This window comes from Psychrobacter okhotskensis (assembly GCF_965638355.1).
Taxonomy (GTDB): Bacteria; Pseudomonadota; Gammaproteobacteria; order Pseudomonadales; family Moraxellaceae; genus Psychrobacter; species Psychrobacter okhotskensis.
In genome coordinates this window covers 1,620,096-1,643,711 of sequence record NZ_OZ281822.1, presented here as the reverse complement: position 1 = coordinate 1,643,711, position 23,616 = coordinate 1,620,096, and the positions used below count along the sequence as shown (strand labels likewise).

At 43.8% G+C, this 23,616-nt stretch carries 17 protein-coding genes and 1 pseudogene; 8 read left to right on the top strand and 10 right to left on the bottom strand.

The genetic code is table 11. From position 1 onward, the window contains the following. Positions 1–2: 2 nt before the first annotated feature. The 3 genes from lldD to ACSUPM_RS06945 all read left to right on the top strand — a co-directional run bounded on the left by lldD (position 3) and on the right by ACSUPM_RS06945 (position 5,766). A complete protein-coding gene (lldD, locus tag ACSUPM_RS06955; RefSeq protein WP_068408375.1) occupies positions 3–1,145 on the top strand; it encodes an FMN-dependent L-lactate dehydrogenase LldD in 1,143 nt (380 codons plus the stop codon). Between the two features lie 270 nt (positions 1,146–1,415). Beyond that, on the top strand, positions 1,416–4,196 hold the full coding sequence (ppc, locus tag ACSUPM_RS06950) for a phosphoenolpyruvate carboxylase (protein WP_436880303.1): 2,781 nt from the start codon (positions 1,416–1,418) through the stop codon (positions 4,194–4,196). An 883-nt stretch (positions 4,197–5,079) separates the two neighbouring features. Further along, positions 5,080–5,766: a hypothetical protein gene (locus tag ACSUPM_RS06945; RefSeq protein WP_436880302.1), complete on the top strand. Its 687-nt coding sequence runs from the start codon at positions 5,080–5,082 to the stop codon at positions 5,764–5,766. A gap of 130 nt (positions 5,767–5,896) precedes the next feature. On the opposite strand, the gene ACSUPM_RS06940 is transcribed toward ACSUPM_RS06945, so the two are convergent. Together ACSUPM_RS06940 and rhuM are read right to left on the bottom strand one after the other, a co-directional pair. Then, positions 5,897–6,640 carry a zinc-dependent peptidase gene (locus ACSUPM_RS06940; RefSeq protein WP_173240290.1) on the bottom strand — a complete coding sequence of 248 codons (744 nt, stop codon included), beginning with the start codon at positions 6,638–6,640 and terminating at the stop codon, positions 5,897–5,899. 110 nt (positions 6,641–6,750) lie between these two features. Continuing rightward, positions 6,751–7,743: a RhuM family protein gene (gene rhuM / locus ACSUPM_RS06935; protein WP_173240289.1), complete on the bottom strand. Its 993-nt coding sequence runs from the start codon at positions 7,741–7,743 to the stop codon at positions 6,751–6,753. A 312-nt stretch (positions 7,744–8,055) separates the two neighbouring features. Here rhuM and ACSUPM_RS06930 point away from each other — a divergent pair. The 3 genes and pseudogenes from ACSUPM_RS06930 to ACSUPM_RS06920 form a co-directional block, all read left to right on the top strand. Next, positions 8,056–9,582: pseudogene (locus ACSUPM_RS06930) on the top strand (circularly permuted type 2 ATP-grasp protein); the annotation flags it as partial. Between the two features lie 865 nt (positions 9,583–10,447). Beyond that, a complete protein-coding gene (locus ACSUPM_RS06925) occupies positions 10,448–11,233 on the top strand; it encodes a transglutaminase family protein (RefSeq protein ID WP_025652025.1) in 786 nt (261 codons plus the stop codon). Positions 11,234–11,302: 69 nt separating this feature from the next. Next, the gene (locus tag ACSUPM_RS06920) at positions 11,303–12,043 is read left to right on the top strand and encodes a peptidase (RefSeq protein WP_436880301.1); all 741 of its coding nucleotides are present in this window, start codon (positions 11,303–11,305) and stop codon (positions 12,041–12,043) included. A 217-nt stretch (positions 12,044–12,260) separates the two neighbouring features. On the opposite strand, the gene ACSUPM_RS06915 is transcribed toward ACSUPM_RS06920, so the two are convergent. The 4 genes from ACSUPM_RS06915 to yghU form a co-directional block, all read right to left on the bottom strand. Then, positions 12,261–13,520, bottom strand: a complete 1,260-nt coding sequence (locus ACSUPM_RS06915; protein WP_025652027.1) for a DUF819 family protein — start codon at positions 13,518–13,520, stop codon at positions 12,261–12,263. A 254-nt stretch (positions 13,521–13,774) separates the two neighbouring features. After that, positions 13,775–15,439 carry a DEAD/DEAH box helicase gene (locus ACSUPM_RS06910; protein ID WP_201566881.1) on the bottom strand — a complete coding sequence of 555 codons (1,665 nt, stop codon included), beginning with the start codon at positions 15,437–15,439 and terminating at the stop codon, positions 13,775–13,777. Between the two features lie 562 nt (positions 15,440–16,001). Next, entirely contained in the window at positions 16,002–17,081 is a 1,080-nt protein-coding gene (locus ACSUPM_RS06905; protein WP_436880300.1) for a DUF1176 domain-containing protein, read from the bottom strand. 434 nt (positions 17,082–17,515) lie between these two features. After that, a complete protein-coding gene (yghU, locus tag ACSUPM_RS06900; RefSeq protein ID WP_025652030.1) occupies positions 17,516–18,373 on the bottom strand; it encodes a glutathione-dependent disulfide-bond oxidoreductase in 858 nt (285 codons plus the stop codon). Positions 18,374–18,717: 344 nt separating this feature from the next. Here yghU and ACSUPM_RS06895 point away from each other — a divergent pair, with 344 nt between their 5' ends. Beyond that, on the top strand, positions 18,718–20,094 hold the full coding sequence (locus ACSUPM_RS06895; protein ID WP_201577187.1) for a DHA2 family efflux MFS transporter permease subunit: 1,377 nt from the start codon (positions 18,718–18,720) through the stop codon (positions 20,092–20,094). A gap of 143 nt (positions 20,095–20,237) precedes the next feature. On the opposite strand, the gene bfr (ACSUPM_RS06890) is transcribed toward ACSUPM_RS06895, so the two are convergent. The 3 genes from bfr (ACSUPM_RS06890) to ACSUPM_RS06880 form a co-directional block, all read right to left on the bottom strand. Further along, a complete protein-coding gene (gene bfr, locus ACSUPM_RS06890) occupies positions 20,238–20,720 on the bottom strand; it encodes a bacterioferritin (protein WP_025652032.1) in 483 nt (160 codons plus the stop codon). A 61-nt stretch (positions 20,721–20,781) separates the two neighbouring features. After that, positions 20,782–21,270, bottom strand: a complete 489-nt coding sequence (gene bfr / locus ACSUPM_RS06885; protein ID WP_025652033.1) for a bacterioferritin — start codon at positions 21,268–21,270, stop codon at positions 20,782–20,784. Positions 21,271–21,685: 415 nt separating this feature from the next. Beyond that, positions 21,686–21,877, bottom strand: a complete 192-nt coding sequence (locus ACSUPM_RS06880; RefSeq protein ID WP_025652034.1) for a (2Fe-2S)-binding protein — start codon at positions 21,875–21,877, stop codon at positions 21,686–21,688. Positions 21,878–22,230: 353 nt separating this feature from the next. Here ACSUPM_RS06880 and ACSUPM_RS06875 point away from each other — a divergent pair, with 353 nt between their 5' ends. Then, positions 22,231–22,560: an ArsR/SmtB family transcription factor gene (locus ACSUPM_RS06875; RefSeq protein WP_025652035.1), complete on the top strand. Its 330-nt coding sequence runs from the start codon at positions 22,231–22,233 to the stop codon at positions 22,558–22,560. A 243-nt stretch (positions 22,561–22,803) separates the two neighbouring features. Here the strand turns inward: ACSUPM_RS06875 and ACSUPM_RS06870 are convergent, their stop codons facing one another. After that, positions 22,804–23,526 carry a sulfate/molybdate ABC transporter ATP-binding protein gene (locus tag ACSUPM_RS06870; protein WP_025652036.1) on the bottom strand — a complete coding sequence of 241 codons (723 nt, stop codon included), beginning with the start codon at positions 23,524–23,526 and terminating at the stop codon, positions 22,804–22,806. Positions 23,527–23,616 lie beyond the last annotated feature (90 nt).

Below are 23,616 nucleotides of genomic sequence, written 5' to 3'. Positions count from 1 at the left end.
ATATGATTATTTCATCTCCAAACGACTACAGGGCTGCTGCCAAGCGCCGACTGCCACCATTTCTATTTCATTATATAGATGGCGGTGCTTATGAGGAATATACCTTAAAACATAATGTTGAAGATTTATCAAAAATTGCCCTTAGGCAACGTGTACTAAATGATATGTCACTGCTTAGTCTCGAGACGCAGTTATTTAATGAAACTCTGTCTATGCCTGTCGCGTTGTCACCCGTGGGTCTGACAGGTATGTATGCCCGCCGCGGAGAAGTGCAGGCCGCTATGGCAGCCGATCAAAAAGGCATTCCGTTTACCATGTCGACAGTTTCGGTTTGTCCGATTGAAGAAGTAGCGCCTAAAATTAACCGTCCGATGTGGTTTCAGCTTTATGTATTAAAGGACCGAGGTTTTATGAAAAATGCCTTGGAGCGTGCCAAAGCGGCGGGGTGTTCGACCTTGGTTTTTACGGTAGATATGCCAGTACCAGGGGCACGCTACCGAGATATGCACTCTGGTATGAGCGGTAAAAATGCTGCTATGCGCCGTTACTTACAGTCTATGACGCATCCGCAATGGGCATGGGATGTAGGGCTAAATGGCCGTCCGCACGATCTGGGCAATATCTCTACTTATTTAGGTAAGCCAACAGGATTGGAAGACTATATAGGCTGGCTAGGTAATAACTTTGACCCCTCTATTTCTTGGAAAGATTTAGATTGGATTCGCGAGTACTGGGATGGGCCTATGGTCATCAAAGGTATTTTGGACCCAGAAGATGCCAAAGATGCGGTGCGTTTTGGAGCCGACGGCATAGTCGTATCGAATCATGGTGGGCGACAGCTGGACGGTGTTTTATCCAGTGCACGTGCTCTGCCTCCTATTGCTGATGCGGTGAAAGGAGAGATTAAAATTTTAGCCGACTCTGGTATACGTAATGGCTTAGATATTGTGCGTATGTTGGCTTTGGGCGCTGATATTTGCATGCTAGGGCGCGCTTTTATTTATGCTTTAGCAGCGGATGGCGGTGCAGGGGTAAGCAATTTGTTAGAACTGCTAGATAAAGAAATACGCGTCGCAATGACCTTGACTGGTGCCAAAACGATTGCTGATATTAATTCTGACTGTTTAGTAAAGCTGGAGAATTAAACTTGAAGCCGTTAGTTTAGTCATCAATCGTAATAATGAAACTCATAATATTGTTGGCTGACTAGGGATAGACAGATATACCATTACAGGAATGGCTGACCCAGTATCACCAAAAAATAAATGATTAATACATAAAGCTAGCAACGTCTTGGCTGATGAGAAGCGAGAGCTTCGAGATCCACATAAACAGGTTAAATGGCTTACACCATAGAAAACCTACATTTAAGACCGCACGACTATATTTGAATGAATTTGATCAGGAGATCAAGGATGACTATTGATAACGACGTACTACGTGAACGCATCCGCTTATTAAGCTCATTTCTAGGAGAGGCGATTTCTCGGCAAACGGGCGAACAAACACTCAACACGATTGAAACCCTACGCCAAGGTTTTATCCAGCAACGCCGGGCGCCTAACGCAGCGAACCAGCAACAACTCATCGACTTTATTGCCTCGTTAGACAACCAAACCTTAAAAAATGTCATCCGCAGCTTTTCTATCTATTTTTTCTTAGCCAATCTAAGTGAAGAGAATTACTTACGAGAACAACGTCAAGCCTTGCGTATGCAATCGGAACATAGCTGGGAAGGCTCGTTTCGGCGTACCCTGCTTGAGTGTCGTGAACGTAATATTGAACCTGCCCAAATGCAAGAGCTCATAGATCAACTCAAATTTATTCCTGTCTTTACCGCACACCCTACTGAAGCGCGTCGCCGCACGACGATGAATATCTTGCAAAGTCTATTTACTCATAGCGATGCCTTAAACAATCTTAATGAAGACAGTTTCGCCTACGAGCAAGCGAAAGAACAAACGGCGCAAACCATTGATTTGTTATGGTCATCTGATGAGGTGCGTACGCGTAAGCCTTTGGTTTATGACGAGATAAATAATGGTTTACACTATTTTAACGCCAGTTTATTTAATGCCATTCCCAAGGTTTATCGTAATATTAAAAAAGCCATTATCGATATCTACCCAGAGCTAGCGGACAACCCATTACCAGCGTTTATGAGCTTTGGCTCTTGGATCGGTGGTGACAGAGATGGTAATCCATTCGTGACTTTTGAGACCACAGAGCTTGCTGTATTAATGCATGCGGATACCGTGTTGCGTCACTATCAAGTGTTGATCAAAAAATTGCGTCGTGAACTGATTCACAGCGATACAATTGTCGCTATCGAACCTGACGTGTATACAAAAATTGAAAGTTATCGTGAGCTCGACAGACGAGTCTTTGATTACAATACTGACGATTACAACAATGAGCCGTACCGAAGACTGTTATCGATTATTCTTGCCAAAATAAAATCGACTAATAGCCATATTCAAAGCAAAGGTAGTGATAGCGAGGCTGAAAAAGATGCTTACACCAATCCGCAAGAATTGTTAGAAGATTTACGCATCATTCGGAAAAGTGTCAATACTCACGATACGGCACATGGCGAAGGCTTATTACTTGATATGATTCGTTTGGTCAAAACCTGTGGCTTTCATTTAGCCGCGCTGGATATCCGTCAAGAGTCGTCTTATCATAGTGAGGTGATTGACGATATTTTTGCCAGTGCCTCTAATCTGCCAGATTATCAAACTTTGAGTGAAAGCGAGCGCCAAGAGTGGCTGACTCGTTTGCTTGCAAAGCCTGGTACACCGCTCATTTATACTGATAACTTGACTGATAAAACACGTGAACAATTGGCATTGATGAACTCAGTGGCGACATTACGTAAGCTGGTAGGGCAAGAGACTTTTGGCAGTTATGTTATTTCGATGACTAATAATGCCAGTCAATTATTAGAAGTTTTATTATTGATGCGGTTTGCTGGCCTGTGCAGGGTTGATGAGGCAGGACAGTTATCTGCTGATTTGCCCGTTGCACCCTTGTTTGAGACCATTGAAGATCTTAAAAATATTGACAAGATTCTACCTGCCGTGTTGGATAATCCACTGTATCGAGGGTTGCTTGCGCACTCAGATAACACCCAAGAAATCATGCTTGGCTATTCAGATTCATCAAAAGATGGCGGTATCATTACCTCTGCATGGCAGCTGTATAGCGCGCAGCAAACTATCAATCGTATCGCTGAAGAATACGGCATCAAAACGCGCTTGTTCCATGGTCGTGGTGGCTCAGTGAGTCGTGGTGGCGGATCAACGCATAACGCGATTGCCGCACAACCAGCGGGTACATTGCATGGAGAAATTAAAGTCACTGAGCAAGGCGAAGTACTCTATGCCAAATATGCCAACACCGACACCGCTGTATTTGAGCTGACCATGGGCATCACCGGTACATTGAAAGCCTGCTCTACCAGATTCGTTGTGCAACCGCCTGAACTACCAAATTATGAAGCACTCTTTGCGCGTTTGGCAGACGCGGGTGAACAGCGTTATCGTCAACTGACTGATAATACTGAAGGGTTTTATCAGTTCTACTCACAGGTGACCCCTGTGCAAGAAATCTCTTTATTAAATATTGGCTCACGTCCCGCGCATCGCAAAAAAGGCTTGCCGAGCAAAACGACTTTACGGGCAATTCCTTGGGTATTTGGCTGGTCATTAGCGCGTTTCACCTTACCTGCTTGGTATGGCGTCGGCAGTGCGTTACAGAGCGTTAAAGCAGACGAAGACTTAATGAGGGAGATGAATAAACATTGGCCATTTTTTAGCGTATTTATCAGCAATATCGAAATGGCTTTTACCAAATCTGAGATGAATATCGCTCAGGCTTATAGCCAGTTATGTGACGATGAGGCGTTACGTGAAAAAATTATGCAAGCGGTCATCGATGAGCACCAGCTGACCTCTTCTGGTTTAAATTCCTTGCTTAACCAAACATCGTTATTAGAGCACCAGCAGAATCTTGCCGCCTCACTACAGTGGCGAAACGCTTATTTAGATCCGATTAATTATATACAAATCGAGCTGTTAAAACGTGCCAGACAAAAAGACGTTACAGGCGTCATCAATCATGATGAGCTTGATGTTGAGGATCCATTAATCCGTAGTATTAACGCTTTGGCAGCAGGTTTGCGCAATACGGGATGATTGCTAGAGAAGTACATTCAGATACCTAAATACATTACTTTACTCTAATCAACTTAGGAAGGTTGAAGAAGTGTAGGGTTAACTAATTTAGACATTCAGCTATACTAGTAGCTGAATGTCTGTATGAGGAACTAATCTTTATCTTTATAAGAAACGTTATGACAAATGATAATAGATGGAATAAGTCAGTTTTTAGTAGTTCCTTTGAGCTCTAGATTACGGATGCAGATGTGGGTGAGTTTCTATCGTCAGGCTGCCTAACTAAAATATATCAAGTTTGTTTATATAGATTTGACTATAGGGGTCAATAATTTTAGAGGCTAAAGATAAAGATCAGAACATGACAATTGCTTTGATAATACTTCAATACAAAGCATGTGGGAATCACCGAATAGCAAGTTGGTGTACTGGCAAGATTTGAACGCATTATTGGTATTAATAAGTACATTGAGCTAAATCAAAAATACACTATAGTCCAAAAATATTTAGGCGTACAAAACTATAATAGATAGTGAAGTAGGTCAAAGTAAGAACCGAATAATAAGTTGTAGACTATGTGTTGCTATTGAGCTAGAAGGCATTAAACAGATATCATGAACTCAACACCACACAGCCATCATTTAACATAATATACATTATGCGAAAACAAACCAACGGTTTGAGGGAGATTGGATTAAACCAATTATTACAGTTCATGCTGACTATATTTGCTAACTTAATCTCAATGGTTGCTTTGAATATTGCTTTGAACAATGAGCCGCTATGTATTAACGAACATCACAACCATTATTAATTTATATCTACACAAGTCATTATCTAATCGAACGATCTCTATCTAAAAAATAATTCCAATACCTAATGTTATTACGATAAGGATATTTTTATGATGCCGTCATCTCGTTTTCATATGCCTCAGTCTTATCTTTATAAACGCTCAACCGCTACAAGTATGGCATCAATACTGATGGCCACACTTATTGTCACTGGCTGCCAATCGTCTGCTGAGTCCAGCGCGACCATCTCTAATCCGCAAACCAGCAACGCATCATCACAAGTGCTCTCTGATATGAGCCAGCAGACACTCAGACAGCAAGCGCTACGTATCCAGCGTGCACTCGCTAACAATGACTTTGCTCGTATCACGGATGATATCCATCCCACACGTGGCGTCAGGTTCTCCATGTACGCTTATGTACGCCCTGAAACGGATAAAACCTTTAGCCGTGAGCAATATGCACAATATCTGCAACAGTCAAAAATTCGCTTTACTTGGGGCGAACTTGACGGTACTGGCGACCCATTAGTGATTCCGCTGCCAGAATACTTAGATACTTGGGTTGATGCCAAAAAGTACAATGATAGCGCTGTCAGCATCAATGAGTTTCGTCGTAATGGTAATACCATCAATAACTTAAAAAAAATCTATCAAAAATCCGATGTTGTTGAGTTTTATTATAAAGGTAGCGAAGAGTATGATGGTATGGACTGGCGTGTATTGCGTTTAGTGTTTGATAATTATCAAGGCAAACGTTATTTGGTGGCTATTGTTAATGATCAGTGGACGGTCTAATTAGATAATAAGCACATGATTTAATTATTAAAGATTAAAAAATGGCAGTGTATTCTGTATGATGCACTGCCCCTTTTGTGTTTACACTGTTATATATTCATTTTTTAATATGTAATATATTTAACATCAACTACATCGGTGTTTGCTTAAAAAACTTGACCATAATCTCATAGATATCTGGATATGCGTCGACCAACTTTTCTGGCGTCTCAAAAAACACTTCGCTGAGCACCGCAAAGAACTCAGCGGGATTGGTCGCGCCATATCGATCCAGTCCTGACTTACGATGCGTTTGAAAATCCTCAAAATCTCGCGCCATAACCTCCGTCCAGCGCGCAGGATCCATGCCGGGTTGCAATGGTGGAAAGCCATTAGCACGGCCATTGAGCATATCGAGCTTATGGACAAACTCATGAATGACGACATTGTGACCATCGCGTTCGCCTGAATGCTTGGCATCCTTCCATGACAGAATGACCGGTCCACGCAGCCACGCTTCGCCGCTACGATGTTGGCTGCCTTCATGGACGATACCGAACTCATCTACAGTGGTACTGTCACTTTTGTAAGAACCGGGATAAATGATAATGGACGACCAGCCAGCGTACCATTCTAGACTTAGATTCAATATCGGCAAACAGGCTTGTAAGGCAATGGACTGCCTGACTGCATCTGTGATTTCAAAGCCTTGTGCGCCCGTAATGGATTTATCATCCAAAAACAACGTCGCCAACTCAAACAAACGAGTCATCTCGTCCTCGTTTAAGTGCTCAAGTATCACAATACGCTTGGCAGCCTGCATCCAGTCCGCCTTAGTAAAGTCACTGTTATCGAGTACGCGCTGATTGTGCCAGTCTTTTATTATGCTAAACATGCGTTGTTTTCCTTAAAATTGATTATCAAGCGTTGTTGTTATAATGATAACTGCAAATATTCATAGTTAGACTTATCTTTTGTAGCGCTCATGGATGATATCTCTGTATATCAAGCCTCTAATGACAGCATATTCATAATCAATTTAATCAACGTCTCTTTTTGATTGGGATCAGACTCAGCGACCAGTAAGGTTAAAGCAGCAAGTCCCGTGTTATTAATGACCATTTCCCCACTTTCATTGAGCAGCCGCTTATTACGATGTAAAAAATCCACGAATAAAAAAGCACCACTGCGTTTATTGCCATCGGTAAAGGGATGGTTCTTGACCATAAAATACAATAAATGCGCCGCTTTACTCTCGATAGTCGGATAGGCAGGCTCGCCAAACACGGTTTGCTGCAAATTGCCCAGTACACTGTCTAACCCGTCACCGCGAGGCTTGGCGAATAGCTCAGTTGCCTCACCGCGTGATATTAATTGCGCTTTTAAATTATTTAGTGCGCTCATCGCTTCAGTTAGGCTAGGCAATACACCGCCCTCCTGCCCTGCTGGATCGTCAAGCAAGCCTTCATCATAGCGTTGTAGCCATAAAAACGTCTGCGTATAACGGCTGATAATCTCAATTAAGCCGCGCCCTTCATCAGTATTCAGCTCAGGGCTTTGGGCTGTTTTTTTGATTAAGTTTAACGCTTGCTGGAGCTCGGCAGAGTTTTTATCGAAGCGTTGCTGATTGAGCGTATAGCCTTGCACTAAGTATTCACGTAAGCGCTGGGTCGCCCATATACGAAACTGCGTGCCTTTTTTAGAATTAACCCGATAACCCACAGAAATAATGGCATCTAGATTGTAAAAGCGAATGTTGCGTCGCACTTGTCGGTTTCCCTCTTGACGAACTACCGAGGATTGCTCGGTAGTTGCTTCGGGGTCGAGTTCGCCTTCTTTATAGATGTTTTTTAGGTGCAAACCAATCGTATCAGAGTCTTTTTCAAACAATGTCGCCAGTTGCGCTTGTGAGAGCCACAAGGTGTCGCGCTCTAGACGAATCTCAATTTGAGTTTGCCCATCATCTGCCAAATAAATCTCGAACTTCTTTTCATCCATGTTGCTCCATCCTCTTAAATGGGTTTATAAGGGTTTGTTCAGATGAGCACTTCATATAAGTACCATCGCTAGTGAACCCTTAAGAAAGCAAGATATCGCTGTTTTTTGCGGCAGTTAAGTTATTGTTGTGTTGTATTTTAACGGTGACAACTTTAAAAAAGTCACAGGCTTGTTGTGCATAGGCTCGTAGACGCGCTATAGTCAAGACAAGGCACAGGCTACATATTGGACGTCTTGCACCTGCCGATCTGCCTATCATAACCCGTGTATGCGTCATAAATAATAACTTTACCAAGGATGCGTGAGGTATTTATGAACCAACAATCACTTCAATCTCAAAGCCAAAATGATGGCCAAAGTCAAAGCCAAGATCAAATGGCGACTTCTCCTAACCCAACCATAAGTAAGAGCCACGCAAAAGACAAGCAAAAAAAGCGACAGTGCTTCGATGAATTACAAAACGAAAAGGGTGAATATCGTCCTGCAGCTAAGGCTGTCGGCGACTGGCTAGACAACATCAGTATGGATGCGCTCAACCACCTGAACGAGCAAGCAGAAAATATATTTTATCGTAAGGGCGTGACTTTCACTGTCTATAGCGATGCCAAAAACATTGAGCGGATGATTCCTTTTGACATCATTCCACGCATTATCTCCGCCAGCGAATGGCAGCAAGTAGAAGCTGGCTGCAAGCAACGGATTACTGCGCTCAATGCCTTTTTGCATGATATCTATCACGATCAAGCCATTATGAAAGCAGACATTGTTCCTGCCAGCTACGTCTATGCCAGTGGTTGCTATGAGCCATGGATGATGGGCATTGAACTTGATAAGCCTATCTACTCGCACATCAGTGGTATCGATCTCATTCGAGACGAGACCGGTCAATTCTGTGTATTAGAGGACAATCTTCGCACGCCATCTGGCGTCTCCTACATGCTGGAGAGTCGCAGTATTTCAGAGACTCTATTAGCTGATTTGTTCGCTCATACGCCCGTATTAGGGGTTAGCGACTATCCGCAGCGTCTCAAATGCTGTCTTGCCAGCTCAACCACCAAGTATGATCCACAAATTGTTATCTTAACCCCCGGTCGCTTCAACAGTGCTTATTATGAGCATGCTTTTTTGGCGCATGAGATGAATGTACCACTGGTACACGGCTATGACTTGGTGGTTGAGGACAGCAAAGTCTACATGCAAGGTATCCGTGGTAAGGTACAAGTCGATATCATTTATCGCCGAATTGATGACCCTTACATTGATCCCTTGGCATTTCAGTCCAACTCAATACTAGGCGTGTCGGGTCTGATGAGTGCTTACCGCGCTGGTAATGTGGTCGTCGTCAATGCGCCCGGCACTGGTGTGGCAGATGACAAAAGCTTGTACCCCTTTGTGCCCGATATGATTGAGTTCTATTTGGGTGAAAAGCCCGTCTTGCCCAATATCGAGACCTATCAGTGCCGCAAGCCTGACGAGCTAAGCTATGTACTAGACAATCTAGACAAGCTGGTGGTCAAAGAAACCCAAGGCTCCGGCGGCTATGGCATGCTCATAGGGCCAACCTCTACCAAACAAGAGATCAGCGACTATCGCAAGCGTCTGCTCGACAACCCCAACGGTTTTATTGCGCAGCCTACAATTTCATTATCTACCAATCCCACCGCTGTTAGTGATGGTATCGCCCCGCGCCATATTGACCTGCGCCCCTTTGTACTCAGTCATGGCGACGGTTCGGTCGATATCGTACCGGGCGGTCTTACTCGTGTGGCGATGGTCGAAGGCTCGTTAGTGGTCAACTCATCACAAGGTGGTGGCATCAAAGATACTTGGGTCGTCGATGACAGCAGTTTAGAGAAGAGATCTTCAGACAAGCGTAACGCGCCAGCTTCGAGCAAATCCGCCTTGGCTAATGGGCAGGCGGATAAGTCTAACAATCTAGCACTGAGTGCTGCTGGTCACGCCAGCTACCACAATCGCATACAGCCTATCGAAGCGGGTTTTGAGGACCTCGATGATGCGCCAATGATATTGCTGCTGTCGACCAGTAGTCATTTGATCTGGCTCGGTAGGTATAGCGAGCGACTCTACTACTACGACAGCCTAATGAAACAGTTGATCAAAGGTGACCTAAAAAAATCACAAATACAGCACTTAATCAGCCATTTAGGCTTTGCGGCAGAGGCGAATGAGCCGCTAAAAGTAATGAAGGCACAAATACTTTATGACTTAGAGCAAAAAAGAATCCCTAGCGTGGTCCAATCCATTGAGACCAATGTGCAAGAGGCCAAAGGCGTGATTGGCAAAGATACTGCAGAGCTGTACAACCTCATTAAACGCTTATCAAGTGCCGGTACTTATCGAGCAGCGACGCTACAGCTATATGCCTGTAATGCAGCAATGGAACAAGAGCACCCTACCGTGACGTGTTTTTGGCAATTAGGTCGGTATTTTGAGCAATTAGAGCGTGCAGTCCTACTCAATGAGGACACCACCGAGATTAGTCTTGGATTTAAGTATTGGATTAATCAGCTGCCAGAAAACACGCGCTGGCGTGAACTGACTCGCTTGACCAATCAGATGATCAAATCAAAGCAATTTAGCGACTTTAAGCTCATTAGCCGAGAATTCAACATCATATTACAGCAAGGTGTATAGCGTTTAGCTTAGTAAAATAGACAAAAAGCACCTTAAAGAGGAAAACATTATGAAACTTCAAATAAGTCATCAAACCAATTATTACTACGGCGAGCTGGCACAGCGCAGCGTTCAGTATATTCGTATGACGCCGATGCAATTACCGCATCAAACGATTCATAGGTGGGATGTGATGCTGCCTAAAGTTGCCGTCAATCAAAAAGACGGCTTTGGCAATGACTGGCTAACGCTTAGTCGTAATGAGGCACACAATAACTTGCAAATGCAGGCGTCCGGCATTGTCGAGATCAATACCGATACCGAGCGATTAGAGGACATGGACAACGTCCCCTATTTGCTATTTACGGTACAAAGCCCATTGACTAAGTGTTCAGAGGCGATGCGCGCCTTTGCTGCCCCTTATCTAAAAGACCCGACCCATGACAGCCTTAAAGCCATGGCGACTGAGCTATTGACCAAAATGCCTTATATAAAAGATGCCACCCACGTGGGAACGACGGCAGCCGAAGCCTTTGATATCGGCGCTGGTGTGTGCCAAGACCATACCCATGTATTTTTAGGCTGCTTGAGGGATCAGCATATCCCAGCGCGTTATGTGTCAGGTTATCTATACGATGACACAGAGAATCATATGGCTAGCCATGCTTGGGCAGAGGTTTGGCTAGAGGGCTACTGGTATACCTTTGACATCTCAAATCTGCTGTTCCAGCCAAGCTCGCATGTGTATGTCGCTATTGGTCGCGATTACTTAGATGCCGCACCAGTACGCGGGGTAAGGATGGGCGGCGGCTATGAGAATCTTTACAGTCAAGTTTTGGTCTCAAGATTGTCATAGTAATAGATGCAGTCTATCTATCAATAGCAATATCAATATCGATTCTGCTTATTGAGATAAGGATTTCTCATGACTTACTGCGCTGCTATTCGTCTAAAAGACGCGATGGTTTTTGCGAGTGACACCCGTACCAACGCTGGCATTGACCATATCTCGACGTTTAGAAAACTCTACCAATACGGCGTTGAAGGCGAACGTTTTATGGTACTACAGACCGCTGGCAGCCTTGCTACCTCACAAGCGGTCTTTAATAAGTTAAAAACCGATATCAACCTGCGTTCTGAGAGCAGCTTACATACCGTCGCGACACTGTTTGACGCGGCGCAAATGGTGGGTGAATGCATGCGTAGTATCATGACTCATGCTCAAAGCATCGCTAACGATAGTAATAGTAGCACCTTTACCAGCTCGTTTATATTGGGCGGGCAAATCAAAGGCCAGCCTCCTGAGCTATATATGATCTACCCAGAAGGCAACTGCATTAGAGCCACGCAAGATACGCCGTTTTTTCAGCTGGGTGAGAGTAAATACGGCAAGCCCATTCTCGACCGCTCGGTTAAATACGAGACAGACGTCAAGCATGCGACCCAAGCCCTGATGTTGTCATTTGACTCAACCATTCACTCCAATCTGTCTGTAGGTATGCCCATAGATTTGTTGATTTATCAAAATGACAGTTTGAAGATGCCCAAGGGTCACCGTATCGAGCAAGACGACGAATACTTCAACGACATCAGTCGTCAGTGGTCGGTTGCACTACGTAATACCTTAAGTGAATTACCTGAATGCCCAGCAGATTATTGGGAATAGAAAAATGATTGGCGCAGATGAAGGCTTGATAGTAGTAATGAATCAGAATAGATAGACTAAGATCAATATTACTTTTCACTGACTATATCAATAAAAAAAGAGAGGGCTTGGTCAACAAGCATTCTCTTTTTTTTGGAAATTAAGCCGTTAATAAATGCCTCACATACAGTACCCAAAGCTACATTTATGGTTTATGTACACTAAGGCTTGTTAGCGCTCACCCTACCACTAGCCGCATCATCTGTGTACTGATATAACCACCAAAGGTGCCCACCGCATAGCCTAAAATACCCAAGAATACGCCAACGGGCGCCAGTGAGGGGTGAAATGCCGTGGCGACAATCGGTGCAGAAGACGCGCCGCCGGTATTGGCGTTAGAACCCACTGCTAAAAAGAAAAATGGTGCACGAATGATTCTAGCGACAATAAAGATAATCACCACGTGAATACTCATCCACAATAGACCAATGAGTAGCAAGCGCCACTGCGAGACAATACCGGCGAGATTGATTTGCATACCGATAGCAGCAATCAATACAAAGATAAATACCGTACCAATTTTGGAGGCACCAACATGATCAAGGCGACGAATTTTGGTAAAGGAAAATACTACCCCTATTAAGGTGATAATCACCACCATCCAAAAGAATGAGCTGGCAAAGCTGTATTGTACTGCCCAGCTATAGGGTGCAAAGAAGCCTGCTATCTGCCCGCCGATAAAGTGCGCCACTCCAACCATCGCAAAACACAAACCAAACATCACCATCAAATCATTTAAAGTCGCCGGACGGGCATGATCACGCTCGTAGCTCTCTACAGCGGCGATGACCTTATCAATACTACTGGTATCAGCCCGTAAAAACTTATCTATCTTAGCGCTGTGCTTGGCCATGACCAAAATAGCCAACAACCATAACGACGCATTGGTAGTATCGACCAAGATCATCATGCCAAACAAATCATCACTCACGCCAAACAATTCCTTCATCGCCGCTTGGTTTGCTGCACCGCCTATCCAACTACCCGCCACCGCCGAAAAGCCGCGCCATAGAGTATCGTCGGTAAACATCTCAGGTGACACCCATTTAGCAATGCCTAAGCTAATCGGGCCACTGATGACAATGGCGATACTGGCGGCAAAAAACATGGCAATGGCCTTCCAGCCAAGCCCCAATATCTTTGGCACATCCATTGATAGGGTCATCAATAGCAAACTTGCTGGCAACAAATAAGTGGCGGTAAAGCCATAAATCTGTGAGCCAATGCCGTCAGCAAAGATGCCAAGGCTGTTTAGGGTTGCTGGGATAAAGCAGCACAGTACAATACCCGGCAATACCGCATAAAAACGTCGCCAAAATTTACCCGGTAATCCTTGAGTATAGAACACCAATCCGATAACCGCCATAATGACGCCAAAGGCTACTGGTAAACTGTCTACCTTTAATTGAGCAATGGTTAAATGAGAAATGTCGAGCATCAAATGGCTCCGCAGCACACGATAAGTAAAGGCTTGTCAGTATAGACAAGGCAAAAAAGACCTGCAAGCAACGATTGACTACAGAGATAGCTTTTGTTTGTTTAAACTGCTCACCAATACTCATTGGCTATAGATAGAACCACCACGCACAAAAAAGCCAGATAACAAGTATCTGGCTTTTTTACGCTATTTTATCCGATCAAGTCAGTGGCTATTTTATTAATAACCTTTATTAATCATTAAATATAACGGTATTACGAGTTGTTGCTACGGTTGCCACCGCTTGAACGACCTTGACCACGGCTATCAGCACGACCAGCTGGGCGACCTTGGCTGCCACTTGGACGACCACGACCCGTTGCAGCACGCTCACCGCGTGGAACGCCAGTGCTATCACCACGGCTAGGAGCACCAGTGCGCTTGCCTTGATACGGCTTGCCACCTGAACGCTCATTTGGCTTGCCAGATGAATCACGTGGCTTACCTTGATAACCGCTGTCATTGCTAGCGCGTTGACCAGTTGGTGCGCTGTCGCTTGAACGACCACGAGCATTAGCAGGATTTCCTTGATAGCCACCGCCTGCGCGACCACGGCCTTGACCGTTACCGCCGCCACTTGAGCGTCCGCGACCACGGCCACGACCATTACCTTTGTTTTCGCTAGGTACATAAGTCTTCTTAGGCTCCATACCTTCGATGATCGATACTTCCATTTTGCGATCTAAATAACGGTTGATCGCGTTTAGCTGTGGACGATCATCCATGCTACATAGGCTGATGGCAATACCCGTACGACCGGCACGGCCACAACGACCGATACGATGCACGTAGTCTTCTGTTTGACGTGGTAAGTCGTAGTTAATGACGTGCGATAGTGCTGGCACGTCAAGACCACGAGCGGCAACATCCGTTGCTACTAGAATTTTGACTTTGCCGTTACGCAAGTCTTGAACGATACGATTACGCTTGCTCTGTGGCAAATCACCATGTAAGAAGCTGGCTTTATGGCCTTGCTCTTGTAAAGATTTGGCTAATTTTTCAGTACTACGTTTGGTCGCAGCAAAGATGATGACTTGTTCCATCTCTTTATCGCAAACAATTTTGTCAAGCAAACGGTTTTTATGATCAAAATCATCACAGTAGTATACTTTTTCTTCGATATGCGCTGATTCAACTTTGATTGATACACGCTCAGGGTTTTTAGTGAAGCTGGCAGCGATTTTACCTACTGGGCCATCCCAAGTCGCTGAACACATAATCGTCTGACGATCAGTCGGTGCTGCGCGTAGAATGTCGCTGATATCATCAGCAAAACCCATGTCAAGCATACGGTCAGCTTCGTCAAGTACCAAGACTTCTAGGCTTGATAAGTCAACGCGACCGGCATTGATATGGTCGAGTAAACGACCAGGGGTTGCAACGATAACTTGAACGCCTTTTTTCAAAGCAGTAATCTGACCATTGTAAGGAGCGCCACCTACTAATGGTACGCAGAATAGACCACGCATATCTTTAGAATAAGTACGTACGCTATCATGTACTTGCTGAGCAAGTTCACGCGTTGGCGTTAGGATAAGGGCTTTGGTTAATTTGTCAAAGCTAGTCGCACGGCTTAAACGGTCAAGTACAGGGATAACGAAAGCGGCTGTTTTACCACTACCAGTTTGCGCTGACAATAATAAGTCACGACCTGCTAGGGCAAAAGGAATGGCTTGTGCTTGAATAGGGGTTGGGTTGGTATAACCACTGCGATCAAGTGCGGTCAAAATCGGCTTGGCAATACCCAGATCAGTAAAAGTGACTTGATTTTCGTCAGAAGCGTCAGCGTCAGTAGAAGCTGCTTCATTAGTAGTCGTGTTTTGAGTGGTGTCTTCGATAATGCCATTTTCAGCGGCGATTGCAGATAAGATGTCAGTCATGAGAATCCTTGGTAAGTATAAGTTGCTGTAAATTCAGCAAGCTTGATGCATACCACTGATAACCGTTCACCACGCAGCTTTTATTAAATCACTATCAAACCATATAAAATAGCTGATAATCAGAAGCCAAGCCAATAAAGCTTCACTTCTTTAATAAATGCGTTCGTGCTGTCTGACGTATTTTGGTGGTAGTGCCGAGTGTCTCATCCTTGTTTGCTAAAAACGCATTATCGATGCTTTGTCCAAAGCAGATAAAGGCAAGTAACAACCAATCTATCCCATACATGGGTTAGTAGATAAGATATGAGTCAAAAATAACTGATATTTATAAAATGTTATTTAAGTACACAAAATCATCGGCAACAATTACTTATGGTCATCCTAGACCCAAAATCGCAGGCGATGTTATCAATCTCATAATTCACGCTAGTCAATGCTAACGTGGCGACGCAGTATAGCACAGTAAAAACATTATCTGTATCTATTTTTATATTTACTATCAAAATAAGCGCTATCTTCTTAATAATGCAGTGTTTAATAAAGCATTAATATACATAAGCTGCTAGCGTGACATTTTGACTTCTGTTACGTAAGTTGGCATTTGCCATGCCCCGCCCGCTTCCACCATGCGACATAGCCCAGTGGTGCTTTCATGGCTTTTTTCAAAAGCTTTACCGGTCCATACCCAGTCAGTTTTAGATAAGCAGTCGCCAATTGCGCGACCTTTCTGTACGGAAGTAATTTTACCTTTGTCGTAGTCAGTCGCACTAGTGGTGACCAAGGTCGGCTTATAAGGCTTCGTGTCATTGAGTACCCAGATGCCCATGCCAGCGTTATAAGCCCCTGTCCAGCACTCGTGTTGCGCCAACAACTGCGTACTGTTTAGACGGCTGACGCGCCATGAGTTTTTGTCAGACAGGCTTGGGCAGTCGCTATCCGCGTCTCGCATGGTGCTTTTCATCATCGCTGACAACTGCGAGGATCTCATGACAAACTTTTTATTGCTGCTGGGCGCAGCATTAGGGTTTGGTGCGACAAAACGCAGTGACGGTGCAGCCTTAGGCGGTAAGACCGTACTGTTTGGCTTCTTAGCATCATTACTACGGACAAAAGCACTCGATGTGCCTACGCGACCTTGGGCTTCATCGGCCTTGAGCATAACCGAACTGGCGCCTTTATCAGACAACTGCCAGCGTGAGTTGCGTAGTACCAGCTCAATCTTGCTCGATTTAGTCAAAGCCTCCAATAGGGCGCTCACCTGCGCTGAGGTCAGCTCAGCATTGCCCGCTGCAGCGGAGAAAGGTTTGGTTTCACCCAGATCCTTGCCGTCGATAAACAAGGAGATGCGATGGCGATTGCCCAGTTGCATCAGAGCTTTGGCAGAACTTTCTTTAGCCCCGCCAAACTTGACCTGACCATCTACGCTGGCATTGGCCCCTGCACGGCGTATCAACAAGACAGAGACGGGTAATTCACTATTGTTTTCTGCTTGGTATCCTGCCAGCCGGCAAGTACGGGTATTATCACAAGCAACCTGCCAGTCTTGACTGGTAAATTCAACGGCCGCCGCATGGCTCATAGCGCTCAACGACGTGATAGTAAGTGCGGCAAGTATGGGTAACAAAGTTTTATTTTTAGACATCAATGTGGTTATCTTTATTGTTTTTTTAACTTTAGTTTTAGAGTGAGTCATATTTTTTACGTTACAATTTTTATGAGTATGGGTATAGCGGTAGGCATCATGGTCAGTCGACACTAATGGCGCGCTTAGAACGTTATTATTCTTCATAGTCGTTACTCATTAATAGAAGAATTATAAACACCTGCCCTTCAAGACGGTGGCCTGTTATCTTAACGTATCAATGTTTCTATCTGTTGTACTAATGTACCATTGTGTAAACATAGAAGTATAGTATTAATTCAACTATCGATATATAAAGATAGCACTATCAATATGTTAAAAAATAACAAGGCTGATAAGCAACTTGCCTATCAGCCTTGTATTACAGCGTCATTGTTTTTATTTTTCTAATATCATTCTTATTTTTCTAACAACGAACCATGAGGGACAATCACTTAATTGATTGGTTTTAGCGCTAGATCGACTGCTCGTTTTACTGCAGGACGTTTAGCAATGGTCTGTGCCCAACGCTGCACGTTTTTATAATTATCAACTTGTAAGAACTCAGCGGCTTCATACAGCTTGCCAAGTACCAGTTGTCCATACCATGCCCAGATGATCATGTCGGCAATATTATAGTCTGCTTCGTCATTGCCACACATGTAGACGTTGTCTTTTAGATGTTTATCGAGTACGTCAAGTTGGCGCTTGGTTTCCATGGCATAGCGATTGATGGGGTATTCCATTGGTTCTGGCGCATAAGCATAGAAATGACCAAAGCCGCCACCTAAGAAAGGTGCACTACCCATCTGCCACATCAACCAAGACAGGCAGTCTGCTCTGGCCTTACCAGAAGATACGGGAACAAACTGACCGAACTTTTCTGCTAAGTATAATAAAATGGCACCGGACTCAAAAAGCGCAATAGGCTCGCCATCATTGTTTTTGGCAGCATGGTCAACCAATGCAGGTATCTTTGAGTTTGGATTTATCGCCACGAAGCCTGAGCCAAATTGATCGCCTTCCGAGATGTCAATTTTATAGGCGTCATATTCAGCGCCTTTAACATTCAGCTCAGCCAGCTCTTCTAATAGGATGTTTACCTTGACACCGTTTGGGGTATTCAGTGAGTACAGCTGTAACGGTGCATCGCCTACTGGTAGGGCTTTATCATGGCGCGCGCCAGCTGTTGGACGGTTGATACTAGAGAATTTGCCACCATTCTCCTTGTCTTGGGTCCAGATTTTAGGCGGTGTATAAGTGCTTTTATCTGTATTATGGTTGGCAGTTGCTTGATTATTATCATTACTCATAAAACATCCTATTTATTATTGTGTGCAAAAAATTGTATGTAAAAATACGGTTCTACGAAACATAGTCAATGAAAGATACTAGTGATATAAAGCTGGCAGGTAAAATTGATGTAAAACCGACTATATACGTGTTCTACTATAACGGCTCTATGCCGACTTATTAAAGTCCTGTCGTGTAATTAATGTAGTGATTTTTAGGATAAAAAATCCTTTGGTTACTTTGCTCATCTTTAACTGCGCTAGCGTTGTTTCTATACTACGCGCAATTTAATGGTTTTTAGAGATGAGCGGCTCATAAACGTAATTCTTGAATACCCATAACCTTAAGATAAAGTGATGTCAGTATGGTAACGCTAACTCCTACCCAGAATAAATACCTGCCCTATGTGCTAGCGGTGGCGCTGTTTATGCAGATTTTAGACGCCACTATCTTGAATACCTCACTACCGCAAATGGCACAAGCGCTGGGTGAGTCGCCACTTAAGATGCAGTGGGCCGTTATTAGCTACGCTTTAACCTTGGCTATCTTTATTCCTATCAGTGGATTTTTGGCCGATAAATATGGTACGCGGCGGGTGTTTTTATACGCTATCGTTATATTCTGCGTGGGCTCTATACTGTGTGCTGCATCGCCTACCCTAGATTTTTTGATTGGTTCGCGCATTATTCAGGGTATCGGTGGCGCGATGATGACGCCGGTTGCCCGTTTGATACTGGTCAAGTCGTATCCCCGCAATAAGCTATTGACCGTCATGAATTTTGCAGTGATTCCCGCATTGGTAGCGCCGTTAGTAGGACCCGTACTCGGTGGTTATATCGTGCAATATGCCAGCTGGCAGTGGATATTTTTGATCAATGTACCCATGGGTGTTTTTGGTTTTATCATGGGCAAAAAACTGGTACCTGCTTTATTTGAAGATACCAAGCATTTAGATTGGACGGGTTTTTTATTGTTTGCGGCAGCAGCTTGCGGCTATACCCTCGCTGTTGAATTCGGCTCACAAACAGGTCGCGGGACTTATGGCTTGGTGTTAGCGTTCTTCTCGACGGCGTTGATAGGCGCCTATGTCTGGCATGCCAAACGCCGTCATGCGCCGCTCTTTCCATTGAGCCTATTTGATATTCGCACCTTTAAGATTGGGATTACGGGTAACTTATTTACGCGCTTGGGTATCAGTGCCGTACCGTTCCTATTACCACTATTACTACAAGTGGTGTTTGAATACTCACCGTCGCGTGCAGGTTGGCTACTGGCGCCTATCGCGGTTGGGGCGATTGGCATCAAGCCTTGGGTCAGTCGAATTATCCAGCGTTATAGCTACCGCACAGTACTGGTCTACAATACATTTTTTATGGGCACACTCATCATTATGTTGGCGCAGTTTAATAATGCCTCACAGTGGCTTTGGTTCATCCCTATTTTGACCGTGATGGGTGCTTGCAACTCTATGCAGTTTAGCGCGATGAACACCATTACCATCGGTGATTTAGAAGGTGTGCAAACCAGTAGCGGTAACAGTTTGATGGCCGTTAATCAGCAGCTAGCGATTAGCTTTGGTATTGCCTTTGGCGCTGCGCTACTCAACCTACTACGTGAGCGGTTTGAGCTTGATACCTTGGCTGCCTTTCAGACGACGTATTGGATACTGGGTATTTTAACCATTCTCTCAGGATTGTATTTTTTACGTCTCAAACCTGAAGATGGTCGCGGTCTGTATTAGGTCGTGCCCTAAATTCAAAAACTGAAGACACTTGATGTCATAAGACACACTCATAAGTGCTAAACAAAAAAAAGCCAGTAGAGGTTTGAACGATATCAAACCTCTACTGGCTTTTTGATTGATGAGTGACTGTTGATGAGTGACTAAGGTGCTTTGTCATCATCCATTTGCGATTGGATATAATTCTCTACACCAACGTCTTTTATCAAGTCTTCTTGAGTCTCTAGCCAGTCTTGATACTCTTCATTGCCATCTTTCAGTTTTACCACTAGCTGACGAGATACATAATCACGGTGAGTCTCGCACAGGGCAATGGTATCGGTCAGGATGTCGAACTTCTGCTTTTCTAAGCGTAGATTACAGTCAATCATTTCAGGCACATCTTCAGCGATAAACATTTTGCCATAATCTTGCAAATTCGGTAGGCCGCCTAGCAACAAAATCCGTGCAATCAGATCATCAGACCACTTCATTTCCGCTATAGACTGTTTGTAGAAGCTCTCATTCAGCGCTTCAAGCCCCCAATGACGTGCGATACGCGCATGCAAAAAATACTGGTTAATAGCGATTAATGACTGGCCAAGCACTTTATTGAGTGCACGAGTAACGTCTTTATCCCCTTTCATAATTTCTCTCCCTTTATCATTACCTAATAAGTTAAATGTCGTCTATAGCTATCAATAGCCATCAAGCCAGATGAGGGGATACCTCAGCCATTTGACTTTGTAGGTAATTTGGCAGACCAATCATATCGATAAGACGCAGCTGCTGCTCAAGCCAATGCGCATGATCTTCTTCCGTGTCTTTGAGCTGCTCGACCAACATCTCGCGCGTGACGTAATCATGCTCTTCTTCGCACAGCGCAATACCGTCTTTTAAATGCTGCTGTACTTGATACTCTAAATCAAGGTCAAGCTGTAGCATTTCAGGAACGGTGCTGCCGATATTGATACCGTCAACCTGCATTTTTGGCGTACCGCTTAACATTAGAATACGACGAATGATAGCCTGTGCATGCAAGGTCTCATCTTGCATTTCGTGGTTGATACGGTCGTATAATTTACCGTAATGCCATTCAGCATACATCTCAGAGTGAATAAAGTACTGGTCACGAGCCGCAAGCTCACCACCTAACAGAAAGTTTAAATAATCAATGACTTTTGGGCTACCTATCATCACATGCACTCCTATATTCGTCTGGCAGATTACATTCATAATAATGCATATATTAACAGTATTATCAGTAAACTGCTCAGTAAAGTTAAAAACAACAAAAATTCTTCCAAAGCAAGACATATATAGTAGCATATAGGCGCTATATGGCTTGTAACGTTATGAACTAAGAATAAGATGCTAATTGAGAATCATAATTAGCCAGCTTTTTTTTGCAGCGGCTAAAGAGGTATGTGAGTAATACAGAGAGAGTTCAGCGCGATATATACGAATGGCAATGGCCCTACCCTTTATAACTGTTCGCTAACTTTTTTAGCTGAGTTAGAAAAGGTAAGCCTGATAACATAAGCCTGGGTATTTGCAATGAAAGGCAGGTACTTGTGATGCACAAGCCTAAAAGGCACTTATCTAATAGCCGTTAGACGGCGTAAGCTAAGACATCCAGCTTGGCATGGTGTTCATCAAGGTAATCATTGACCATCGGCTCACAGCAACCACAGCACGTCGCAACATCAAGGGTATCTTTTAGACCGTCAAGGGTATCGATACCGGCAGCAATGGCGGCTTTGATTTGCTTTTCTTTTACGTCGTTACAGATACATACGTACATGTGCTGGCTCCTACGATGGTTACTATATGTCTTGCTGATGCACTTAAAGGATTAAAGAAAAGCTTTTTGAACGGATAAGTTACTTAACATTCAATACTTTATCTTGTTAGTCGTTATAATAACGATAATTATTACCATTTGCAATAGCATTAGCCTATCTGTTTATCATTAATGCACCACTAGAGAGTTTGGGTATGAATTCATGTAACTGGATATAGATAAACGTGTAACCGATTATACTTAACGGTACTAAAATGACGACGAAGTGTAATTTTGCTCATTTTTTAATCGATTTAATAAGCAACTGCTGTTATATTGAACCCCTATTAACGAAGCTCTATTGGAATTATCCTATGTCTGATAATAATTTTACGATACAACCTATCGAATTGTTTAAGGTTTTATCTGATCCGACGCGCTTAAAAATCTTCCAAATCTTATTCAAAAAAGAAGCACGCTGTGTGGGCGAATTGGTAGAAATATTGGATCAACCACAGCCAACCATCTCGCGCCATTTGAACCATTTAAAAAAACTGGGCATCTTAAGCTGTGCTCGCGATGGTACCTGGATGTGGTATGAAGTAGCCGATGATCTGCCTGACTGGTGTCAAGATATCTTGGATATCACCTATGAGCAAACCTCACTCAAAGACTTGAACCTAAATATGTCAAAACTTGCTTAGAGGCTACTCATTCAGTTAATAGTTGCTGAGTTTACTATTAACTGGACTATTACTTAGTCATTGCCCTGCCCTCTACGTTGAAGCCCATACATAATTTAAGCCATAAAAAAAGACCTACATCAGTAGGTCTTTTTTATATGCAAACGATAGTAATTGCACACCATGCTTATTCTAAAAACAGCTATAGTCTTTTGAAAATAGCCCTGTGAAAATAAGACTTAAAACAGGTGGATTATAACCCTTCTATACTAAGTCTAAGAAATCACTGACAAAGGCGTTAGCTGGATGATGTATCAACTCTTCTGAAGTACCTACTTGCTCAACATGGCCATGATTCATCACCACAATCTCATCAGACACAGCGCGGGCTTCTTCTTGATCATGGGTGACCATGATACTGGTGATACCCAGCTCATGATGAATGTCTTTTAGCCAAGTACGCAACTCCTTACGTACCTTGGCATCAAGCGCACCAAATGGCTCATCCAATAGCAACAGCTTTGGTTTTACTGCTAAGGCACGTGCCAGCGCAATACGCTGACGCTGACCGCCAGATAATTGATGCGGATAAGCATTAGCGATTTGTGGCAGCTGTACTAATTCTAGAAGCTCTGCCACTCGCTTATTGATATCCGCTTTGCTTGGTCGCTCATTCTTGGGCAATAACGTTAAGCCAAAGGCGATATTATCGGCGATGTTTTTGTGGCGAAATAGCGCATAGTGCTGAAACATAAAGCCGATATGGCGTTTTTGCACAGGCGTATGGGTAACGTCCAACTCATCAAACAATATCTGCCCCGAGTCCGAATACTCAAGCCCAGCGATGATGCGTAACAAGGTTGTTTTACCGCAGCCAGAAGGCCCTAATAACGTTGTCAATTTACCTGTAGGTACGGTGATATTGATATTGTCTAAGGCAGTAAAATTGCCAAACTTTTTATTAACGTTCCTAATCTCGATGCTCATAATAGTGTCTCTTATTATATCTTTTGTCTTATCGTAGCAGATGATTTCGATTATTGTTTTACTAGTCGCTGTTTTATCAATCACTACTTT